Source organism: Pseudomonas sp. AC463 (assembly GCF_979253585.1).
Window position 1 is genome coordinate 1 of the sequence record NZ_CEEDDZ010000579.1, and the last position, 275, is coordinate 275.

1 protein-coding gene is annotated in these 275 nt (G+C 65.5%); it reads left to right on the forward strand.

Annotated elements, in window-relative coordinates; translation table 11 throughout:
* Nucleotides 1–275 (forward strand): methyl-accepting chemotaxis protein (locus AC0IYH_RS31505; protein WP_471838168.1); only part of this gene is annotated, 275 nt, incomplete at both ends.

Here is a 275-nt window from a genome sequence, read left to right on the forward strand (position 1 = left end):
GGGTACAGGCGATCTACACGCCGATCCTCGATGCAGGCGGCAAGCCGTACAAGGTCGTGAAGTTCGCCTCCGACATCACGGCGCAGGTGCGGATGGAAGAGCAGATTGGTGGCCGTCTCGATGAAAGCCAGCGTTTCCGTCGCGACGCGGAGGATCGCCGGAGCGAGATGGAGTCGGTTCTCGACCGGCTGGGCGACGTGGTCGACGTCATTGCGGGGATTGCCGCGCAGACCAACCTGCTGGCGCTGAACGCGACGATCGAGGCGGCACGGGCG